This window comes from Novosphingobium sp. BL-A-28-Hi1-0D (genome assembly GCF_055521755.1).
The window spans coordinates 782,869-801,710 of the sequence record NZ_CM145502.1 but is presented as its reverse complement, the minus strand read 5'-3'; the positions used below and the strand labels follow the sequence as shown (position 1 = coordinate 801,710).

20 protein-coding genes and 1 tRNA gene are annotated in these 18,842 nt (G+C 65.2%); 18 read left to right on the top strand and 3 right to left on the bottom strand.

Going from position 1 to position 18,842, the window contains the following annotated elements:
- Positions 1-270: 270 nt before the first annotated feature.
- Positions 271-2,589, top strand: coding sequence for a CDC48 family AAA ATPase (locus ACZ1JW_RS04085; RefSeq protein ID WP_465142042.1), 2,319 nt, complete (start codon positions 271-273; stop codon positions 2,587-2,589).
- Between the two features lie 34 nt (positions 2,590-2,623).
- Here the strand turns inward: ACZ1JW_RS04085 and ACZ1JW_RS04080 are convergent, their stop codons facing one another.
- Positions 2,624-3,946, bottom strand: a complete 1,323-nt coding sequence (locus ACZ1JW_RS04080) for a sensor histidine kinase (RefSeq protein WP_465142041.1) — start codon at positions 3,944-3,946, stop codon at positions 2,624-2,626.
- Positions 3,947-4,117: 171 nt separating this feature from the next.
- On the opposite strand from ACZ1JW_RS04080, the gene rpmH reads away from it, so the two are divergent.
- From rpmH to dapE, 7 genes are all read left to right on the top strand, one after another.
- Positions 4,118-4,252 carry a 50S ribosomal protein L34 gene (gene rpmH, locus ACZ1JW_RS04075; protein ID WP_039336437.1) on the top strand — a complete coding sequence of 45 codons (135 nt, stop codon included), beginning with the start codon at positions 4,118-4,120 and terminating at the stop codon, positions 4,250-4,252.
- A 37-nt stretch (positions 4,253-4,289) separates the two neighbouring features.
- The gene (gene rnpA / locus ACZ1JW_RS04070; RefSeq protein WP_465142040.1) at positions 4,290-4,691 is read left to right on the top strand and encodes a ribonuclease P protein component; all 402 of its coding nucleotides are present in this window, start codon (positions 4,290-4,292) and stop codon (positions 4,689-4,691) included.
- Positions 4,688-4,897, top strand: coding sequence for a membrane protein insertion efficiency factor YidD (gene yidD, locus ACZ1JW_RS04065; protein WP_084278662.1), 210 nt, complete (start codon positions 4,688-4,690; stop codon positions 4,895-4,897). The genes rnpA and yidD overlap by 4 nt, the downstream gene beginning before the upstream one ends.
- 34 nt (positions 4,898-4,931) lie before the next feature.
- Positions 4,932-6,734, top strand: coding sequence for a membrane protein insertase YidC (gene yidC, locus ACZ1JW_RS04060; protein WP_465142039.1), 1,803 nt, complete (start codon positions 4,932-4,934; stop codon positions 6,732-6,734).
- A complete protein-coding gene (gene yihA, locus ACZ1JW_RS04055) occupies positions 6,731-7,384 on the top strand; it encodes a ribosome biogenesis GTP-binding protein YihA/YsxC (protein WP_465124749.1) in 654 nt (217 codons plus the stop codon). Before yidC ends, yihA begins: the two co-directional genes overlap by 4 nt.
- Positions 7,385-7,620: 236 nt before the next feature.
- Positions 7,621-8,298, top strand: a complete 678-nt coding sequence (locus ACZ1JW_RS04050) for a glutathione S-transferase family protein (RefSeq protein WP_465142038.1) — start codon at positions 7,621-7,623, stop codon at positions 8,296-8,298.
- Complete coding sequence (gene dapE, locus ACZ1JW_RS04045; RefSeq protein WP_465142037.1) at positions 8,295-9,425, top strand: succinyl-diaminopimelate desuccinylase; 1,131 nt, start codon at positions 8,295-8,297, stop codon at positions 9,423-9,425. Before ACZ1JW_RS04050 ends, dapE begins: the two co-directional genes overlap by 4 nt.
- A gap of 76 nt (positions 9,426-9,501) precedes the next feature.
- Here dapE and msrA read toward each other — a convergent pair whose 3' ends face one another.
- Positions 9,502-10,038 (bottom strand): peptide-methionine (S)-S-oxide reductase MsrA, encoded by a 537-nt coding sequence (msrA, locus tag ACZ1JW_RS04040; protein WP_465142036.1) that lies wholly within the window; start codon positions 10,036-10,038, stop codon positions 9,502-9,504.
- 87 nt (positions 10,039-10,125) lie between these two features.
- Between msrA and ACZ1JW_RS04035 the strand changes: the two genes are divergently transcribed.
- From ACZ1JW_RS04035 to arsH, 8 genes are all read left to right on the top strand, one after another.
- On the top strand, positions 10,126-10,968 hold the full coding sequence (locus ACZ1JW_RS04035; protein WP_465142035.1) for a class I SAM-dependent methyltransferase: 843 nt from the start codon (positions 10,126-10,128) through the stop codon (positions 10,966-10,968).
- Between the two features lie 51 nt (positions 10,969-11,019).
- Complete coding sequence (aguB, locus tag ACZ1JW_RS04030; RefSeq protein WP_465142034.1) at positions 11,020-11,868, top strand: N-carbamoylputrescine amidase; 849 nt, start codon at positions 11,020-11,022, stop codon at positions 11,866-11,868.
- Entirely contained in the window at positions 11,865-12,359 is a 495-nt protein-coding gene (gene folK / locus ACZ1JW_RS04025) for a 2-amino-4-hydroxy-6-hydroxymethyldihydropteridine diphosphokinase (protein ID WP_465142726.1), read from the top strand. Before aguB ends, folK begins: the two co-directional genes overlap by 4 nt.
- Positions 12,360-12,422: 63 nt before the next feature.
- Positions 12,423-12,498, top strand: a tRNA-Lys gene (locus ACZ1JW_RS04020).
- 116 nt (positions 12,499-12,614) lie between these two features.
- On the top strand, positions 12,615-12,944 hold the full coding sequence (locus ACZ1JW_RS04015; protein WP_465124755.1) for an ArsR/SmtB family transcription factor: 330 nt from the start codon (positions 12,615-12,617) through the stop codon (positions 12,942-12,944).
- Positions 12,945-12,976: 32 nt separating this feature from the next.
- Positions 12,977-13,468, top strand: coding sequence for an arsenate reductase ArsC (locus ACZ1JW_RS04010; protein WP_465142033.1), 492 nt, complete (start codon positions 12,977-12,979; stop codon positions 13,466-13,468).
- Positions 13,465-14,145: an aquaporin gene (locus ACZ1JW_RS04005; RefSeq protein WP_465142032.1), complete on the top strand. Its 681-nt coding sequence runs from the start codon at positions 13,465-13,467 to the stop codon at positions 14,143-14,145. The genes ACZ1JW_RS04010 and ACZ1JW_RS04005 overlap by 4 nt, the downstream gene beginning before the upstream one ends.
- A complete protein-coding gene (gene arsH / locus ACZ1JW_RS04000) occupies positions 14,138-14,890 on the top strand; it encodes an arsenical resistance protein ArsH (RefSeq protein ID WP_465124758.1) in 753 nt (250 codons plus the stop codon). Before ACZ1JW_RS04005 ends, arsH begins: the two co-directional genes overlap by 8 nt.
- A gap of 9 nt (positions 14,891-14,899) precedes the next feature.
- On the opposite strand, the gene ACZ1JW_RS03995 is transcribed toward arsH, so the two are convergent.
- A complete protein-coding gene (locus ACZ1JW_RS03995) occupies positions 14,900-15,955 on the bottom strand; it encodes a LacI family DNA-binding transcriptional regulator (protein ID WP_465142031.1) in 1,056 nt (351 codons plus the stop codon).
- Between the two features lie 108 nt (positions 15,956-16,063).
- Here ACZ1JW_RS03995 and xylB point away from each other — a divergent pair, with 108 nt between their 5' ends.
- On the top strand, positions 16,064-17,515 hold the full coding sequence (gene xylB, locus ACZ1JW_RS03990; RefSeq protein ID WP_465142030.1) for a xylulokinase: 1,452 nt from the start codon (positions 16,064-16,066) through the stop codon (positions 17,513-17,515).
- Positions 17,516-17,526: 11 nt separating this feature from the next.
- Complete coding sequence (gene xylA, locus ACZ1JW_RS03985; RefSeq protein ID WP_465142029.1) at positions 17,527-18,840, top strand: xylose isomerase; 1,314 nt, start codon at positions 17,527-17,529, stop codon at positions 18,838-18,840.
- The last annotated feature ends 2 nt before the right edge of the window (positions 18,841-18,842 follow it).

Below are 18,842 nucleotides of genomic sequence, written 5' to 3'. Positions count from 1 at the left end.
ACAGAGCTTCACCAGCCCACCATCGTCGCCCCGGCGAAGGCCGGGGTCCACAACCTTTCGGAACGCACCGCGATTGCGTTTCAACCAATGCCCTTGGCTTCCAGCCTTCGCCGGGATGACGCAGGTCCGGGCGGCTTGGTCGGAGGTTCGCAGTGTACAGGCGGGGAGCGATCCTTCTCGCAACCTTCCCGGCAGTCCCGCGTTTGAAATCCCGTGCGGCGGTTCCCACATCGGAAATCGTCTATCATCCAAGGGGATTTCTCAAAGCTCATGGCAGATGCGGCAACCGAAGCCCGGACCGAGGGGCGCAATGTGCGCCTGCAGGTGGCCGGCGCACGTCAGGAAGAAAGCGGCCACGGCATTGCCCGCATCAGCAGGCACGTGATGTCGCAGCTCGGCGTGACCGAGGGTGACGTGATCGAGATCGTCGGCAAGCGTTCGACTGCGGCGCGCGTGATCCAGCCCTATCCCGAGGATGAGGGACTCGAACTGATCCGGCTAGACGGGTTGCAGCGCGCCAATGCCGATGTCGGCTCGGGCGAGCACGTCGAAGTGCGCAAGATCGATTCGCGCCCGGCGCAGCGCGTGGTCTTTGCGCCTGCCCAGAAGGACTTGCGCCTGCAGGGACCGGCGGTTGCGCTGAAGCGCAACTTTGCCGGGCGTCCGCTGGTGACCGGTGATCTGGTGGCAACGGCGGGGCAGCAGCAGGTCAGCCGCTCCGACATGCCGCCACAGCTGCGCCAGATGCTCAATGCACCGGCCTTTGCGCTGACGCAGATCCGCCTGACCGTGGTTTCGACCAGCCCCAAGGGCGTGGTGCACATCGACGAGAACACCGAAGTCGAGCTGCGCCCCGAGTACGAGGAGCCGCGCTCGAGCCGCGCCGACGTCAACTATGACGACGTGGGCGGCATGGGCGATACCATCCGCCAGCTGCGCGAGATGGTCGAACTGCCGCTGCGCTATCCCGAACTGTTTACGCGGCTCGGCGTCGATCCGCCCAAGGGGGTGTTGCTCCATGGCCCGCCGGGCACCGGCAAGACGCGGCTGGCGCGCGCGGTGGCGAATGAGAGCGACGCCTCGTTCTTCACCATCAATGGCCCCGAAATCATGGGTTCCGCCTATGGCGAGAGCGAGAAGCGGCTGCGCGAGGTGTTCGAGGAGGCGACCAAGAACGCGCCTTCGATCATCTTCATCGACGAGATCGATTCGATCGCGCCCAAGCGCAGCGAAGTGCACGGCGAGGCGGAAAAGCGGCTGGTCGCGCAGTTGCTGACGTTGATGGACGGGCTGCACAGCCGGTCCAACCTTGTCGTCATTGCCGCGACCAACCGGCCTGACGCCATTGATGAGGCACTCCGCCGTCCCGGCCGGTTCGACCGCGAGATCGTGGTTGGCGTGCCGGACGAATCCGGCCGCCGCGAGATCATCGGCATCCATACCCGCGGCATGCCGCTGGCCGAAGATGTCGACCTGCAGGAACTGGCACGCACGACGCATGGCTTTGTCGGGGCCGACCTTGCCGCTTTGGCACGTGAAGCCGCGATCGAGGCAGTGCGCCGGATCATGCCGCAGCTCGATTTCGAGCAGCAGACGATCCCACAGGACGTGCTCGACAATCTGCGGGTGGAGCGTGACGACTTCCTCCAGGCGCTGAAGCGCGTGCAGCCTTCGGCGATGCGCGAAGTCATGGTGCAGGCGCCGACTATCGGCTGGGCCGACATTGGCGGGCTGGACGATGCGCAGGACAAGCTGCGCGAAGGCGTGGAACTGCCGCTCAAGAACCCCGAGGCCTTCCACCGCCTTGGCATCCGTCCGGCCAAGGGCTTCCTGCTCTATGGCCCGCCGGGGACCGGCAAGACCTTGCTGGCCAAGGCCGTGGCGAAGGAGGCGGAGGCCAACTTCATTGCGATCAAGTCGTCGGACCTGCTCAGCAAGTGGTATGGCGAGAGCGAGCAGCAGATCGCGCGTCTGTTTGCCCGCGCTCGTCAGGTCGCGCCTTGCGTGGTGTTCATCGACGAGATCGACAGCCTCGTTCCGGCGCGCGGCAGCGGGCAGGGCGAACCCAACGTCACGGCGCGGGTGGTCAACACCATCCTCGCCGAGATGGACGGGCTGGAGGAACTGCAGTCGGTCGTGCTGATCGGGGCGACCAACCGGCCCAACCTTGTCGATCCGGCGCTGTTGCGGCCCGGTCGCTTCGACGAGCTGATCTATGTCGGCACGCCGAGCATGGAAGGGCGGCAGCACATCCTGGGAATTCACACCCGCAACATGCCGCTGGCAGATGATGTGGATCTGGGGCGGATCGCCCGCGAGACCGAGCGCTTCACCGGGGCCGATCTGGAAGACGTGGTGCGCCGCGCAGGCCTTAATGCCATTCGGCGCGCAGGCGGCAATGTCGATCAGGTCAACGGCGAGGACTTCTCCAAGGCGCTGGAAGCATCACGCGCGACGGTGACCAAGCAGATGGAGGAGGAATACGGCCGGATGAAGGGCGAGCTCAAGAAGCGCGCGATGAATCCGGGACCGCTTGGCTTCATCACGCCGGGCATGGTCACGCCCTTGCGGGAATCCAAGCACGGGTGATGCTGAGCTTTGGCGGGGAGGCGGCTGATAGTTTTCAGGCCTCCCCGCCGTCCAGCGTGAAGTCCATCTCCACCACGATACCGTGTGGTTCGAAGCGGCGGACGATGGTGCCGCCAAGCTGGCGTTCGGACGAGCGGATCAGGGCAGAGCCGAAGCCCTCGCGGCCGGGTTCGGAATGCGCGGATGTTTCGGTCGCGCCGATTTCCTCCCAGATAACTTTGGCGCTGTTGTCCTCCCGCTCCCAACGCACGCGGAGCAGGCCGCCGGGAGCCGACCACGCGCCGTATTTCACGGCATTGGTCGCCAGTTCGTGCAGCACCAGTCCCAACGGCACGGCATGGCGACCGGGGAGATTGAGCGTGCCCCCGTCGAGTTCGCACTTCTCTGTCGAGGAGCGGTAGGGCGCGATGACCTTGCCGATCAGTTCGGCAAAATCGACGGTCTGATCCTGCCCGGCTCCTTGCGTCACTTCATGCGCGGTGACGAGAGCGTGGATGCGCTTGGCGATGCGGTCAACGGCAGGCGCGGCTGCGGTATCGCCGCGCGCGCTCATCTTCACGATGGCGAGGATCACCGCGAAGAGGTTCTTCACGCGGTGGTTGAGTTCCTTGGCGAGAAGGTCGGCCCGGTCGCGCGCTTCGGAGATCGCCGCTGCGCCCTCTGCAAGCGCTTCGGCCTCGGCCTTGCGAATCGCCTGCCACAGGCCGAGCGCGAGCGCGCAGACGATCACCACGAACAAGGCCGCCAGCGAGGGCAGGATGCGCGCTTCGGATGATGCTGCGCGTTGCACGGCCTCGTCCAGCCGCGCCCTCTCGATGGTCTCGAGCCGGGATACGGCCTTGCGCAGCCCGTCCATGGCCAGCTGGCCTTCGTCGGACAGGATGCGCGCGTGGGCATCGGGAATCCGGCGCTCGTCGACCAGCGCGACGACGCCTGCCATCTCGGCCCACTTGGCATCGCCAAGCCGTGCGATGTCACCGAGCAGTTCTGCCTGATCTTCGGGCAGGGCATCGCCCATCTGCTGTCGCAACTGGGCGAGTTCGGCCACGTAGCGCGCCTGGCCATCGCGGAACGGGGCGAGATAGCGGGTGTCGCTGGTGATGAAATAGCCGCGCTGGCCGGTCTCGCCGCTGATCGTGGCACGCACGATCTCGTCAAGCGAGGCGAGGATCGCGCTGGTCCGCGCTGCCTGCTCGCGCTGCGTGCGTTCGGCCTCGACGGTGGCGATGATCAGCGCGAACGTGCCAAGCAGCGCCAGCGCCACGACGGCGAACAGCGCCAGCGTGGGAATCCGTGGCGCTCTCTGCCACCAGTGCAAGCGCCCCTCCGGCAGCCGGGATTCGGTTTCCCTTTTCATCGCGCGTGCCTAACCGCTAAGGCGAGCATGGGCAACGTATTGAAGCTATTGCCGCTTTGCCTGCAGGGTTGACGCAATTGGCCTTGTCGCCTATCGGCCACCCCCTGATTCCGGCGCTTTGCTTTCCAAGGCGAACGCCCGTCCACAGATTCGATATAGAAGAGAAAAGCCATGAAGCGCACTTTCCAGCCCAGCAACCTCGTGCGTGCCCGCCGTCACGGCTTCCGTGCCCGCACCGCCACGGTCGGTGGTCGCAAGGTTCTTGCCGCCCGCCGCGCGCGCGGTCGCAAGAAGCTGTCGGCCTAAGCCTTCCAGCATAGCTCCGGTTCCGGCGAAGGCGGGGATGACCCGAATCGCCACCATCCGGAAACGGGCAGACTTCGTTGCTGCCAATCGCGGAATCCGGGTCGCAAGGCCCGGATTCGTGCTGTTGGTCAACCGCGATGTCGTTTCGGCTGAGGAAGCCGACCTGCGCTTTGGCGTTACCGTCACCAAGAAGATCGGCAACGCGGTCGTCCGCAACCGGATGAAGCGCCGCTTCCGCGCCCTGCTGCGCGAGGCTTTGCCCGCAGGCGGCATCCCCGGCGCAGACCATGTGATGATCGGCCGCGAAGGCGGGGTGGAGCGCGATTTCGCCCTGCTGCGCGATGAACTGGCCGTAGCCCTTTCACGCGCTGCCGAGGGCAAGGGCGATCCGCCGAGGAAGCGCGGTGGCGCTCGCACCAATCACGGCAGGGGCAAGTGAAGCGCCTGCTTATCCTCATCGCCCGGGGTTGGCAGCTTGGCCCTTCGCGGGTGCTTCCACCTTCCTGCCGGTACAGCCCTTCATGCTCGCAATATGCGATCGAGGCGCTCGAAAAGCATGGCGCGATTAAGGGTGGCTGGCTTGCGGCGAAGCGGCTATTGCGCTGCCATCCATGGGGTGGGCACGGTTATGATCCGGTGCCCTGACTCACACGACTTCAAGATCTAGGACGCGAACACGGTGCAGAATCAGCGCAATGTCATAATGGCAGTGGTCCTTACCGGCCTGCTGCTGATCGGCTGGGAAGCGGCCATGCGCTGGTTCTATCCGGAGCCTGCGGTCAAGCCGCAGGCAGTGGCCACGGCTCCTGCCACGACTGACAGTGGCTCCAAGCCCAAGCCGACCCGCGAAGGTGGCTTGCAGAACGCGGCTGACGTTGCGCTTGAAAAGAAGGATCTGGCGCAGGAACTGGCAGCCGGTCACCGCGTGCCGATCGACGCGCCGGGCCTCAAGGGTTCGATCAACCTCAAGGGTGCGCTGCTCGATGACGTGTCGCTCGTGCGGCATCGCGAGAGCGAGGACAAGAACAGCGCGCCGGTTCGCCTGTTCTCGCCCGCCGGAACGCCCGCGCAGCACTTTGCCCAGATCGGCTGGGTCGGCGAAGGCATTGCCGCGCCCGATGCCAACACGATGTGGACGGCCGATGGCGCGAAGCTGACGCCGCAAACCCCGATCACGCTGCGCTGGACCAATCCCACCGGCCAGACCTTTGCGATCAGGTACGCCATCGACGCCGACTACATGATCACCGCAACGCAGAGCGTGGCGAACACCGGGGCAACCCCGGTGGTGGTCAAGCCTTTCGCGCTGGTCAACCGCACTGACAAGACTGCCAGCCTCGATACCTGGCAATTGCACTCCGGGCCGATTGCCGCGCTTGATGGGTCGGTGACGTTCGACAACAACTATTCGACCGTCACCGAGGCTCCGGGTCAGGCCGTCGCGCTGAAAGGTGCGGCCAACTGGATCGGCTTTACCGACATCTACTGGCTCTCGGCGCTGATTCCCGATGGCAAGGTCAAGACCGAAGCGGCGTTCCGCTCGCTCGGCAATGGTGTGTTCCGCGCTGACCTGATCTATCCCAGCGTGTCGATTGCGCCGGGCAAGGCGCAGGAGCAGTCCGTGCGGCTGTTCGCTGGCGGGAAGGAAAACGCGGTTCTCGAGAAGTACGAGGCAGCAGGCGTTACGAATTTCAGCCTGTCTATCGACTGGGGCTGGTTCCGCTGGTTCGAAAAGCCGATCTTCTGGCTGCTCGATTCGCTGTTCAAGCTGGTCAAGAACTTCGGCGTAGCGATCATCCTGCTGACGCTGATCGTGCGCGGCGTGATGTTCCCGATTGCCCAGCGCCAGTTCGCCTCGATGGCGGCGATGCGCGCGCTGCAGCCCAAGATGAAGGCGCTGCAGGAACGCTACAAGGACGACAAGCAGACGCAGCAGCAGAAGATCATGGAGCTGTACAAGACGGAGAAGGTCAATCCTCTCGCCGGCTGTCTGCCCATGTTCCTGCAGATCCCGGTGTTCTTCGCGCTCTACAAGGTGCTGACGCTGACCATCGAAATGCGTCACCAGCCCTTCGTGCTGTGGATCAAGGACTTGTCCGCGCCCGATCCGCTGCACGTGCTGAACCTGTTCGGCCTGCTGCCGTTCACGCCGCCCAGCTTCCTTGCGATCGGCGTGCTGGCGATCCTGCTCGGCATCACCATGTGGCTGCAGTTCAAGCTGCAACCCGCCGCAATGGACCCGGCGCAGCAGCAGGTCTTTGCGATCATGCCGTGGATGATGATGTTCGTGATGGCCCCGTTTGCGGCAGGCCTGCTGATCTACTGGATCACCTCGAACATCCTGACCATCGCGCAGCAGAAGTATCTCTACAGCCGCCACCCGCAATTGAAGGCCCAGGCCGACAAGGACCAGATCGACGTGGACCGTGTGGTCACGCGCGAGCAGAAGTCGGCTGCCAACCGGAAGCCGAAAACGCGGTGACACCTGAAGAACAAGCTGCCCACGCCGAACTGGTTGAACAGGCGCGCCTGCTCTTTGCGGGGCGCGTCGAGTTCATCAAGTCGGCCCCGGCGCTCAAATTCCTGCCCGATCCGGACGTGCCGGAGATCGCCTTTGCCGGGCGTTCCAACGTCGGCAAGTCGTCGCTGCTCAATGCACTGACGGGCCGCAAGTCGATTGCGCGCACCTCGGTAACGCCGGGGCGCACGCAGGAGCTGAACTACTTCGAAGTGGGCGAACCTACGCGCCTGCGTCTGGTCGACATGCCGGGCTACGGCTTTGCCAAGGCCCCGCCCAAGGTGGTCGAAACCTGGCGGCGTCTGGTGCGCGATTTCCTGCGCGGTCGCGTCGTGCTCAAGCGCACCCTGCTGCTGATCGACAGCCGCCACGGGGTGAAGCCGGTTGACGAGGACATGATGCAGATGCTCGACGAAGCGGGCGTCGGCTATCGCGTGGTCCTGACCAAGGCGGACAAGATCAAGGCGAGCGAGCTTGAGGCGGTGACCGCCGCCACCATCGCCGCCGCGCGCAAGCGCACCGCCGCCTACCCCGAGATCATCGTCACCTCATCGGAAAAGAAGATGGGGATCGAGGATCTGCGGGCTGCGGTGCTGCAGGATTCGCTGGTCTGACCTGCGCGGGCGAGCCATCCAACCGGTAGTACCTCTCGTTCGTCGCCCCGGCGCAGGCCGGGGCCCATTAGCTTTCGCCAAGATCTGCCGTGGCGCGTGCGGACAAGCGTCGTGGGCCCCGGCCTGCGCCGGTGCGACGGAGGGTTTGGGGTGAGCGCGTCTTGCCTGCCTGTTCATGGTCGACACGGCAAACCTGAACGTATAGTCGCTGCCCTCACGGCAACGGGGCGAGTGCGATGAAGCTGATCATCGGTAACAAGAACTATTCAAGCTGGTCCCTGCGCGGCTGGCTGGCTGCCAAGCAATCGGGTCTGCACTTCGAGGAGATCACCGTCCCGCTCTACGGCGAGGAATGGGATCACCTGCGTCGGACCGACGATCTCGCGCCGTCCTCGGGCAAGGTGCCGATCCTGTGGGACGGTGACGGCCCCGATGCCCCTGTGGTGTGGGACAGCCTCGCGATCATCGATTACCTTGCCGACAAGGTCGGGCGTGACCGCTTCTGGCCCAAGGACGATACTGCGCGCGCCATGGCCCGTTCGATGGTCGCCGAAATGCACTCGAGCTATCTGCCGCTGCGCCGCAGCCTGCCGATGAACATCCGCAAGCGCGTCGAAGGCATCGAGATCAGCGCTGAGGTTCGCGCCGATATCGTGCGCATTCTCTCGCTCTGGGCCGAGGCGCGGGCGCGGTTCGGCAAGGGCGGGCCGTTCCTGTTCGGCACGTTCTGCGCCGCCGACATCATCTATGCCCCGGTCGTCTCGCGCTTCATGACCTATGGGGTGCCTGTGCCCGGCTTTGCGATGACCTACATGGAAGCGGTCTGGACCCACGACTGGATGCAGGCCTGGATCGAGGCTGCCGAGAACGAGGACTGGACCATCGAACAGTTCGAGGAGCCCGCCCGCGCATGAGTCTTGATCCCGTTGTCCTCGCCGAACAGCTAATCGACTGCGAAAGCGTAACGCCCGCCACCGGCGCGGTGTTCGATTGCTTCGAGGCGATGCTGAAGCCGCTGGGTTTCGAGATTCACCGTTTCATCGCGGGCGAAGCACCCGACGGTCCGGTGGAGAACATGTTCGCAATCCGTCGCGGTTCTGAAGGCTCGCGCCACTTCGCTTTTGCCGGGCATCTCGATGTCGTGCCGCCGGGCGAGGGCTGGACGACGGGTCCGTTCAAGGCAGAGCGGCGGGGCGAGCTGCTTTACGGGCGCGGTGCGGTGGACATGAAGGGCTCGATTGCCTCGATGGTCGCCGCTGCGGCGCAGGTGCCTGCGGAAGCCGGAACGCTCAGCTTCATCATCACCGGCGACGAGGAAGGTCCAGCGCGCTACGGCACCGTGCCGCTGATCGAGCTGATCCGCGAGATGAAGGCCGAGCCGGACTTGTGTCTGGTGGGTGAGCCGACTTCGGTCAACCGGTTGGGCGACATGGCCAAGATCGGCCGTCGCGGCTCGGTGAACATGTGGATTACCTGCAAGGGCGCGCAGGGGCACGTCGCCTACCCGCACCTTGCCGACAATCCGATCCCGCGCCTGATCGCGCTGCTGGCCGATCTCGATGCGCTGGTGCTGGATGACGGGACCGAGTGGTTCCAGCCCTCGAACCTCGAGATCACCGATCTCGACGTGGGCAACAAGGCGACCAACGTGATTCCCGCCGAGGCGCGTGCACGCATCTCGATCCGCTTCAACGATCGCCACACCGGGGCAGGGCTTGTGGCGATGGTCGAGGAAGTGGCGCGCCGCCACAGGGGCGAAGTCCGCGCGGTGATTTCAGGCGAGAGCTTCATCACGCTGCCGGGGGTCTATTCGACCTTGATCGCCGAGGCGGTGAAGGCCGAAACGGGGCTGGACCCTGAGCTTTCGACCAGCGGCGGAACGTCTGACGCAAGGTTTCTGCGTGCAGTGTGCCCGGTGGTGGAATTCGGTCTGTGCAATGCGACGATGCACAAGAAGGACGAGGCGGTAGCGCTGGAGGATTTGCATGTTCTTCAGCGGATCTACCGGCGCATTACACTGGCGGCTTTGGCGGGCGCTTAAGCCCACCCCCGACCCCTCCCGCCTGCGGGAGGGGGGAAAGGCCACTTCTTAGCCCTCCCGAAGCCGGGTGGGCCTCTCAGCCCTTCACCTTGTTCGCAAAGCTCTTGCGCAGCTTCATCAGCTTGGGTGGGATCACGGCGAGGCAGTAGGGGTTCCGCTGGCCTTCGCCTTCCCAGTATTCCTGATGGTAATCCTCGGCCGGATACCAGGTCGCCATCGGCTCGATCGTGGTGACGATGGGCTTGGGCCAATCGGGCTGGGCGCGCTCGATCGCGGCTTCCATTGCAGACATCTGCTCCTCGTCCGCCGGGAACATCGCGGAGCGGTACTGCGTGCCGATGTCGTTGCCCTGGCGGTTGAGCTGCGTGGGATCGTGGGTGGCAAGGAAGATGTCGAGGATCTGGGCGAGGCTGATCGTTTCGGGATTGAACGACACGCGGATAGCTTCCGCATGGCCGGTGGTCCCGGAGCAGACCTGCTTGTAGGTCGGGTTTTCGACTGTGCCGCCGATGTACCCGCTTTCGACATTGCTCACGCCGATTACGTCGCGGAACACCGCCTCGGTGCACCAGAAGCATCCGCCTGCAAGGATGGCCGTTGCTTGTTCGCTCATGCGCTATATTCTCCTGTGTTACGCAAGAGATAGGCAGCGCCAGCGCGCTTGTCATCGGCACCAAGGAGAATCCCCAAGATGCGTCGAATGAGCCTTGCCCTGCTTGCTGCCGTTGCCGGAAGCACCCTTGCCATGACTGCCGCCGCGCAGAGCATCGTCTCAGCCGTGCCAAAGGTCGATCCCGCGCTTGCCGCTGCTGTGGCCGATCCCTTGCGCCAGGAAGACGCTGCGCGCGACAGGTATCGCAAGCCTGATCAGACCCTGGCGTTCTTCGACGTCGGCCCGGCGATGAAGGTGGGCGAATATGCGCCCGGCGGCGGTTGGTATTCGCGCCTGCTGGGTATCTATCTGGCACCCAAGGGCAAGCTCGTGGGCCTGTTCGCCGATGCCAGCAGCGCCAACCCGCAGCGTCAGGCCGCCATGCAGGCCGCCGTGGCCAAGTTCCCCGGAGAAGTGGCGGAGTGGTCAAGGCAGCCGGCCGAAAAGTTCAGCGCCTTCTCTCTCGGGGCGATTCCCGATGGCGAGAAGGGCACGTTCGACAGGATCCTGGTGATGCGCGCGCTGCACAACATGCTGCGTGGCAACGTGGCAGACAGCGAGATCAGGAAGATGCGCGAACTGCTCAAACCCGATGGCATGATTGGCATCGAGCAGCACCGCGCCAAGGCCGATGCGCCTTTCGCCTTCACCGATGGCTCTAAGGGCTACCTGCGCGAGGCTGATGTCATCAAGCTCATGGAAATTCATGGCTTCACCTTTGTCGGCAAGAGCGAGGCCAATGCCAATCCGAAGGACCCTGCCAACTGGCCCGGCGGCGTATGGACGCTGCCCCCGGTGCTTGAAGGGGCAAAGGACGACGCCGAGAAGGCAAGGCTGCAGGCCATCGGCGAGAGCGACCGGATGACGTTGCTGTTCCGCAAGCGTCCGTGACCAGATGCGGCGACGGTTGAATTGCAGGGGCAGGGCGTTTAGGTCCCTCGCATGACCGAGATCGCCGTCGCCGCCTTGCAACTCGCCCTTCCCGGAGGCGAGGCCGAGAATATCGCTGCCACGGCCGCGCTGGTGGAGCAGGCCGCGCATGAGGGGGCGCAGATCGTCCTGCCGCCGGAACTGTTTGCAGGGCCGTACTTCTGCAAGGTCGAAGACGAGGCGCTGTTTGCAATGGCCTATCCGCTCGATGCGGACCCGTCGGTGCGCGAGATGCAGAAGCTCGCCAAGGCGCACGGCATTGCGATCCCGACCAGTTTCTTCGAGCGGGACGGGCATCACTATTACAACACGCTCGCCATGATCGGCCCGGATGGCGAAGTGATGGGCATCTATCGCAAGAGCCATATCCCCGACGGCCCCGGCTACGAGGAAAAGTACTACTTCCGCCCCGGCAATACCGGCTTCAAGGTGTGGGACGTTTTCGGCACCCGCATCGGCGTGGGGGTGTGCTGGGACCAGTGGTATCCCGAATGCGCGCGCGCCATGGCGCTGATGGGAGCAGAACTGCTGTTCTACCCTACCGCCATCGGCAGCGAGCCGTATGACGCCGATCTCGACACCAGCCGCATGTGGCGGCGTGCGATGATCGGCCATGCGGTTTCAAACTGCATGCCGGTGATCGCGGCCAATCGCATCGGAAAAGAAGATGGCCAGAGGTTCTACGGCCACAGCTTCATCAGCGATGAGTGGGGCGATTACCTTGCCGAGTTTGGTGCGGGCGAAACGGGCGTGCTCCATGCGACGATAGACCTGAAGCGCGCCGCCACGCACCGTGCCGGCATGGGCTTTTTCCGTGACCGTCGTCCGCAGCTTTACGGCCGTCTGGCAGAAGACATCTGAGCGGGCATCGCTACCTGATCGCGCTGGGATCGAACCAGCGCCATCCGCGCCATGGCCAGCCACGGGCGATTCTGGGGGCGGCTCTGGCCGAACTGGCGAGGTATGGGGTTTCGATCGAGGTAGTGGCTCCAGTCATCCAAAGCCGTCCGGTGGGGCCATCGCAGCGCGAGTATGCGAATGGCGCGGCCGTGATCTCCACCTCGCTCGAGCCTCTTGAGCTTCTCGATCTGCTGCAGGATTTAGAAAGCAGGTTCGGCCGCAGGCGGCAGGGCCAGCGCTGGCGCTCGCGCACGCTCGATCTCGATGTGGTGCTGTGGTCGGGCGGATGCTGGGCGGATGACAGGCTGACGGTGCCGCACCGGGAATTTCGCAAACGTGGCTTCGTGCTCGGCCCCGCCGCGCGCATTGCCCCGCATTGGCGCGACCCGCTTTCGGGCCTGACGCTGCGGCAACTTGCCCACCGCCTAACCCGTTCTTCCGCCAAGGCTTGACCACCCGCCCTACGCCCCCTAGGTGACGCGCCACGCCTCGCGCCCCGTTGCGCGGTTCCGGGCGGGCCCATAGCTCAGTCGGTAGAGCAACTGACTTTTAATCAGTAGGTCGCTGGTTCGAACCCAGCTGGGCTCACCAATCCAAACCAAACCGATGCAATCCCACACACGGCATCTCCGGATGTTTGTGACAGGCAGAGGGTGCTGCTTGACGTTACCCAATGTTTTGATATTTGTCGAAATATGGTAGATTCGATGAATGCCGGACGCGCTGTCGCTGCGCTTGGGGCCTTGGCGCAGGAGCATCGCCTTGCGGTGTTCCGCCTGCTTGTGCAGGCGGGGGCTGAGGGGTTGCCCGCTGGCGAAGTCTCGGCGCGGCTTGGGGTGCCGCCGTCCTCGCTCAGCTTCCATCTTGCGCAACTGGCTCAGGCCGGGCTGGTTAGTCAGCAGCGCCGGAGCCGCTCGATCATTTACCGCGCCGACTTGCCCGCGATGAACGCGCTGATCGGCTATCTGACCGAGAATTGCTGCGGCGGCGTCGACTGTGGCGTCGAGGGTCTGGCCTGCGAAGCGGGCGCTGCCTGACGCATCACGACTTCGTTCAAGGGGGGAACGACATGAACATCCTGATCCTGTGCACCGGCAATTCCGCCCGCTCGATCCTGGGCGAGGCGATCCTGAACCACCTCGGGGAGGGACGCATCACCGCCTTCAGCGCGGGCAGCAAGCCCAAGGGGGTGCCGCATCCCGGCGCGCTGCGTCTGCTCGCGCGGCGCGGGATTGATACGGCAGCTTTCCGCTCCAAGAGCTGGAACGAGTTCACTTCGCCCGATGCCCCGCGCATCGACATCGCGATCACGGTGTGCGGCAATGCGGCCGGGGAGACTTGTCCGGTGTTCATGGGTGCACCGATCAAGGCGCACTGGGGGCTGCCTGATCCTGCCGACGTCCATGGCTCAGAGGCCGAGGTCGATGCCGCATTCGAGGCGACCTGGACCGCGCTCGAGGCGCGCGTGCGGGCGCTGCTTACCTTGCCGTTCGAGACGATGGACAAGGCGCGACTTCTCGATGCGCTTTCGCAGATCGGGCGGATGGAAGGCGCGGCATGACCCGCCCGATCCTTGCCGAAGCTGTCGGCAGCTTCCTGCTGTTCGCCACCGTGATTGGCTCCGGCGTGATGGGCGAAAGTCTGGCGCAGGACAACGTCGCGGTGGCGCTGCTGGGCAACACGATTGCCACGGGCGCGATGCTCTATGTGCTCATCACCATGCTCGGCCCGATCTCGGGCGCGCATTTCAACCCGGCGGTGACGCTGGTTTTCCGCATTCTGGGAGCGCTCGACACGCGGCAGGCCATTGGCCACGTGGCCGCCCAGGTTGCGGGTGGCGTGGCCGGGGCGTGGACCGCGCACGCGATGTTCGGGCTGGATATCATCGAGCTTTCGACCAAGGCGCGTAACGGCCCCGGGCAGTGGACCGGCGAAGTCGTGGCGACTTTCGGACTGCTCCTCACGATCCTTGGCACCTTGCGCCATCGGCCTCATGCAGTCCCGGCGACGGTGGCGCTGTACATCACTTCGGCCTACTGGTTCACGTCCTCGACGAGCTTTGCCAACCCGGCGATCACGCTGGCGCGCAGCCTTTCTGACACTTTCGCCGGCATAGCGCCCGCCGATGCTCCCGCCTTCATGGCCTGCCAGTTGACAGGTGCCCTGCTCGCACTGGGCGTTGCCCGGTTGCTCTTCCCCGAAGCCGATCTGACCAAGGATGCGACCGCCGATGCCTGAAGCCCCCTCGGCCGCACACGCCCGCCTGCGCGCGCTTTCTGCGCCCGACCACCTTCCGGCGCTAAAGCCCGCCTATCTCGACGCCGATCCGGCGCGGGGGCTTGGACCGCTGGATCATCGCCCACGCATCCTGCTGCTCTACGGTTCGCTGCGCGAGCGCTCCTATTCGCGGCTGGTCGTTGAAGAGGCGGCGCGGCTGCTGCAGCATTTCGGTTGCGAGACGCGTATCTTCGATCCGTCCGACCTGCCCTTGCCCGACCAGATTGCGGGCGACGACCATCCGGCGGTTCATGAGCTGCGCGAACACTCGCTGTGGTCCGAAGGTCAGGTCTGGTGCAGCCCGGAGCGGCATGGCCAGATCACCGGCATCATGAAGACGCAGATCGATCATCTCCCGCTCGCCTACAAGGGCCTGCGCCCGACGCAGGGGCGCACGCTGGCGGTGATGCAGGTCAGTGCCGGATCGCAGTCGTTCAACTCGGTCAACACCTTGCGTGTGCTGGGCCGGTGGATGCGGATGTTCACCATTCCCAACCAGTCGAGCGTAGCCAAGGCCTACGAGGAGTTCGACGAAGCGGGCCGGATGAAGCCGTCGAGCTACTACGACCGCATCGTGGACGTGATGGAGGAACTGGTGCGCTTCACAGTGCTGTTGCGCCCACATGCCGAGCGGCTGGTTGACCGTTATTCGGAGCGGGTCGAGCAGGACCGTCCGGTGGCGGCAGAGATCCTGCGTTCGATCTGACCTTCTGCGTCACACCGCCGGTGCGCCATCCGAATGGCGCACGATCAGTTCGAACGGGAGCTGTTCGTGCAACGGTGCCGTTTCGGCTGACTGGCGAATGTCCTGCGCGAGGCCGACGAGCGCCTTGCGCGCCATGTCGGCAATGGGCTGGCGGATCGTGGTGATCTCGGGCCAGACGGTGCGGGCCATGGCCGAATCGTCGAAACCACAGACCGAAAGGTCGCGCGGCACGTCGAGGCCGTGGCGGTGGGCGGCGGCGATGACGGCGGCGGCCATGTCGTCGTTGCTGGCGAAGATGGCGGTCGGGCGCGGGGTGAGAGACAGCAGCGAGTCCGCAGCGTCGAGCCCTGAGCGATAGGTAAAGTCGCCCGAGGTGAGCAGGGCAGGGTCTGCGGGTAGGCCTGCTTCTAGCAATGCGCGACGATAGCCGGATTCGCGCAGGGCGCTGGCGGTCTGGTTGGGATCTCCGGCGATGAAGCCGATCCGGCGATGGCCCAGCGCGATCAGATGCGTGGTGATCGCGTGCGCGCCCTGTTCGTCGTCGATCGTCACGGAGCGCAGGCCATCACGCGGGCGGCCAGTGGCAACCAGGGCAATCGGCAGGTTGTTGGCGGTGAGCGTGGCGGCCAGCGCCAGATCGTCGCACAGCGGTGGCGGCAGGACGACGCCGTCGATGCGGTGGTCGGCGAGGCGGCGGGCCAGGGCTTGCGGCGTTTCGCCGGGGTGCCATGGTTCGACGACCAGCTGGGCGTCGACCGTTGCCGCGCCCGACAGGGTGCCGACGAGAAACTCGCTGAGATAGGCGGCGCTGGGGTTGGAATGGATCAGCGCGATGCGGCATGGCCTTCGCCCGGCAAGGCTGCGCGCGGCGGGGTTGGGGACATAGCCCAGCGCGGCGATGGCGTCCTGCACCTTGGCGCGCGTTTCGGGCAGGACGCTCGGCTCATCGTTGACGACGCGCGACACCGTCATCGGTGAAACCCCGGCAACCCGCGCGACGTCGGCCACGGTGGGATTTGAGCCTTTGCGCCGACCTTTGCGCGCCTGTGCCGGACCGTCTGTCATCGCGTCTGCCTATGCCGCTCCCATGCTGCTGGCAAGTTGCTGCGCCACGCAGGAAAGTCTTGCCAACCCTGCCGTGGTAGCGCTAACTTTACCGGAGGAGAAGATGCAATGGCACAAGAACTCACTCTGGGCATCGATATCGGCACGTCCGGAGTAAAGGCGATCCTGCTGGACGCTGATGGCGTGATTGCCGCACAGGCAACTGCGCCTCTGTCGGTCTCGCGGCCGCACGAGCTTTGGTCGGAGCAGGACCCGGACGGTTGGTGGGACGCTACCGGGCAGGCCGTGCTGGCGCTCCCGGCAGACTTGCGCGCAGCCGTGCAGGGGGTGGGGCTGGCGGGCCAGATGCATGGTGCGACGGTGCTGGGCGCGGACGACCGGCCCTTGAGGCCAGCAATCCTGTGGAACGACGGGCGCAGTTTTGCGCAATGTGCCACGATCGAAGCGGCGGTGCCGCAATCGCGCGCGATCACCGGCAATCTCGCCATGCCGGGCTTTACCGCGCCCAAGCTGCAATGGCTGCGCGAACATGAGCCCGACCTGTTCGCCCGAATCGAAACGGTGCTTCTGCCCAAGGATTACGTGCGCCTGTGCATGACCGGGGACAAGGCTTCCGACATGTCGGACAGCGCGGGCACGTTGTGGCTTGATGTCGCGGCGCGCGACTGGTCGGACGCGATGCTGGAGGCGACAGGCCTTGCCCGCAAGCACATGCCCCGCCTGTTCGAAGGCAGCGCGGCGACCGGCACCTTGCGCGCCGATGTTGCCGCGCGCTGGGGCATGGGGCGCGTGCCCGTGGCGGCGGGCGGCGGCGACAATGCGGCGGGCGCGATCGGCGTCGGCGTGGTCGCTGACGGGCAGGGGATGCTCTCGCTTGGCACTTCGGGCGTGATCTTCGTGGCGACGGCGGCGTTCCGGCCCAATCCGGAGCGCGCAGTCCATGCCTTTTGCCATTGCCTGCCCGATATGTGGCACCAGATGAGCGTGCACCTTTCGGCTGCAAGCTGCCTTGACTGGGCGGCCAAGCTGGTCGGGTGCGATGTGCCCGCGCTGCTGGCTTTGGCGGAAGCGCCGGGCGCGGCTTCGGGGCCGGAACTGTTCCTGCCCTACCTTTCGGGTGAGCGCACGCCGCACAATGACCCGCACTTGCGCGCAGGGCTGCTGCGCATGGATTCCGACAGCGATGCGGGCCGCATCGGTGCAGCGGTGCTGGAAGGCGTGGCGTTCGCCCATGCCGATGGCATTGCCGCGCTGCGCCAGGCGGGCACGCGGATCGAGCGGTTGTCAGTGATCGGCGGCGGTGCGCGGTCTCACCACTGGGGCACGATCCTTGCCGCAGCGCTCGATGTCGAACTCAATTATCTCGATGGCGGTGAAGTCGGCCCGGCACTGGGTGCGGCGCGGCTGGCGCAGCTTGCGGTGAGCGGCGGCAATCCTGCCGATGTGTGCCAGCGTCCGCCCGTTGTCAGGACCATTTCCCCCGATCCGCTGCTGGCCGAACGGCTCGCCCCTAAGCTCGACGCCTTCCGCCGCGCCACTGCGGCCATTCGTACACTGTGAAAGGAACGCCCATGTCCGCCGAATACTTCGCCCCGTTCGATACCGTCCGCTACGAGGGGCCGGAAACCACCAGCGACCTCGCCTATCGCTGGTACGACAAGGACCGCGTGGTCATGGGCAAGCGCATGGAGGACCACCTGCGCTTTGCCGTGTGCATGTGGCACACCTTCTGCTGGCCGGGCAGCGACGTGTTCGGCGCCGGAACCTTCAACCGTCCCTGGCTGCAAGGCCCGATGGACGCGAAGAACGCCGCCGCCAAGCGCGAGGCGGCGCTGGCCTTCGTCGAGAAGCTCGACGTCCCGTTCTACTGCTTCCACGATGTCGACGTGATGGCCGATGCCGATGATGCGCAAAGCTTCCGCACGAGCTTCGCACAGGCGGTCGACCATCTCGAGGAGCTGCAGGGCAAGCATGGCCGCCGCCTGCTGTGGGGAACGGCCAACCTGTTCGGCCACCCGCGCTACATGGCCGGCGGGGCAACCAATCCCGACCCCGAAGTCTTCGCATTTGCGGCGATGCAGGTGCGCGATGCGCTCGAGGCGACGCATCGGCTGGGCGGGGCGAACTACGTGCTGTGGGGCGGGCGCGAAGGGTATGATTCGATCCTCAACACCGAAATCGGCATCGAGCAGGAGAACTTCGGCCGCTTCCTCAGCCTCGTGGTCGATCACAAGCACCGCATCGGCTTTACGGGCACGATCCTGATCGAACCCAAACCGCATGAGCCGACCAAGCACCAGTACGACTTCGATACGCAGACGGTCTATGCCTTCCTCAAGCGCTTTGGCCTTGAGAACGAGGTCAAGGTCAATATCGAGGCCAACCACGCCACGCTTTCGGGCCACACCTTCGAGCACGAAATCGCGATGGCGCGGGCGCTGGGCATTCTCGGCTCGATCGATGCCAATCGCGGCGATCCGCAGAATGGCTGGGACACCGACCAGTTTCCCAACTCGGTCGAGGAGATCACCCTCGCCCAGCTCGAAGTCCTGCGTGCAGGCGGCCTCGGCAACGGTGGCTGGAACTTCGATGCCAAGGTGCGCCGCCAGTCGATCGATGCGGCGGACCTGTTCCACGGCCATGTCGGCGGGATCGATACCATCGCTCGCGGCCTGCTGCGCGCCGCTGCGATCATCGAGGACGGCGCGCTCGAACGTTTCCGTGCGGAGCGCTATGCCGGGTGGCAGGGCGAACTTGGCCAGCTGATCCATGCCGAGGGCACCACGCTTGCCCAGATAGCCGACCGGGCGGCCGGAGCCAACTATGGCCCGCAGCCGTGTTCGGGACGACAGGAGTGGTGCGAGAACCTCGTCAACCGATTCTGATC